This is a genomic window from Porphyromonas sp. CAG:1061, assembly GCF_000435035.1.
Taxonomy (GTDB): Bacteria; Bacteroidota; Bacteroidia; order Bacteroidales; family Porphyromonadaceae; genus Porphyromonas_A; species Porphyromonas_A somerae.
Window position 1 is genome coordinate 24,161 of the sequence record NZ_HF988862.1, and the last position, 1,509, is coordinate 25,669.

Below are 1,509 nucleotides of genomic sequence, written 5' to 3' on the forward strand. Positions count from 1 at the left end.
TCATCCGTCTCGTACCGATCACCGACCTCGGCATAAGTGATGATACGCCTTGCCACCGCACCAGCTATCTGACGCACCAGCACCTGCTGCCCGTGCTCCGTCTGGATTAAAATGGTACTCCGCTCATTCTCCACACTACTCTTCGGGAGATTGGCACTCATAAAGCGCCCATTATGGTGGTCAAGATAAGTCACCTTACCTGCAATCGGGAACCACTGAGCGTGCACATTGAAGATGGTCATAAAGGTAGAAATCTGAATACAATCACACTTGAGGATTTCCGGCTCATAGACACGCTCTATCACTACAATCTTACCATCGGTAGCCGCCAGCACCGCCCGAGGGTCGGTAGACTGCTGCTTCCGCTTGGGGAATCGATAAAAGTTAAAGGAGAGCCCTAGCAAGATCACCACACAAACCAGCCAAATCCAAAAAGGCACCTTCGACTCAACAAGGATATAGAGGAACACCAATGAGAGTCCTAAGAGCACGGTAGCCCCCACCAAAAAGGCTAGCCCCTCCGTATGAACACGCAATAAGCGCTTTTCACGCTTTGACATAATCCAAATACTTACGATCCAACTTAATGGGCACTATGCCCAATCAATTACTTAAAAGTCCACTTAAGCCCCACGGTAGGAAGCACGTAAAACTTATCTGGAGCCAGCATACTGTAAGAAACCTTCACCTCTGTACCAAGGCTCAAATTAAAGTCATCGTGGACACCGACAAACTGATTGAGATTTACCCAAAACTGAGGCTCGGCAAGGAAATTCACCCCACTCTTCACCCCCTCAAGGTTTTGAGTGCTTAGAGTGCCAAAGCCACAGAGTGTAAAGACACGGTTCCAGCTGGTCCAGCTCCAAGTGGTATGGAGGGTCATATTGTGAGGCTTCGCCCACCCTTGGTCATAGCGATACGCCATATTGACTCCAAGGTAAGTCTGACGTGCCACATCGCTATACTTCCATGCCACACCACCGAGGTAAGAGTGGTTGAAAGCGGTCTCGCTTCCTCTTGCCAATCCCCCATTATACTGGGTAAGGATATAGATTGGTGCCTTCCAAAACTTCGTATAGCGGTGTATCTGAGTATAAGCATTTTGCAAGTTACCATCCCCCATATTCATATCCACGAATAAGAAGTTGCTACCCCACTTATCCGAGGATAGATGCTGGATCGTCACCAAATTGGCTGGAAGATGCCCCTCCTTCAGCTCCTCATAAAAATACTTACCTACAATATGGTGATACTCCACCTGAGTCTGTGCCTTAGCTACAGAAAAGAGCGATAGAAAAAGTACCGCTACCACTAGTTTTAGTTGAACTCTCATCTCTTGTATATTCATTAATTTAACATCTAAAAGCAAAGCTACAAAAAATATCACAGTTGCAGAGGCATAACTCCAACGCTTGCAGGGGTTACGCATTAGGAGTAAATGTATAAGTTAATGACCCTATAAAATAGGAGGAAGTAGTGGCCCAAAAAGCCCATTTATAACAAACTGAT

At 46.5% G+C, this 1,509-nt stretch carries 2 protein-coding genes; both read right to left on the minus strand.

Annotation, left to right across the window (positions count from 1 at the left end; all coding sequences use genetic code 11):
- Positions 1-560 (minus strand): phosphatidylserine decarboxylase (locus QVO39_RS01710; RefSeq protein WP_288171481.1); only part of this gene is annotated, 560 nt, incomplete at its 3' end.
- A gap of 47 nt (positions 561-607) precedes the next feature.
- Positions 608-1,348 carry a DUF5020 family protein gene (locus QVO39_RS01715; RefSeq protein ID WP_288171483.1) on the minus strand — a complete coding sequence of 247 codons (741 nt, stop codon included), beginning with the start codon at positions 1,346-1,348 and terminating at the stop codon, positions 608-610.
- Between the last annotated feature and the right edge of the window lie 161 nt (positions 1,349-1,509).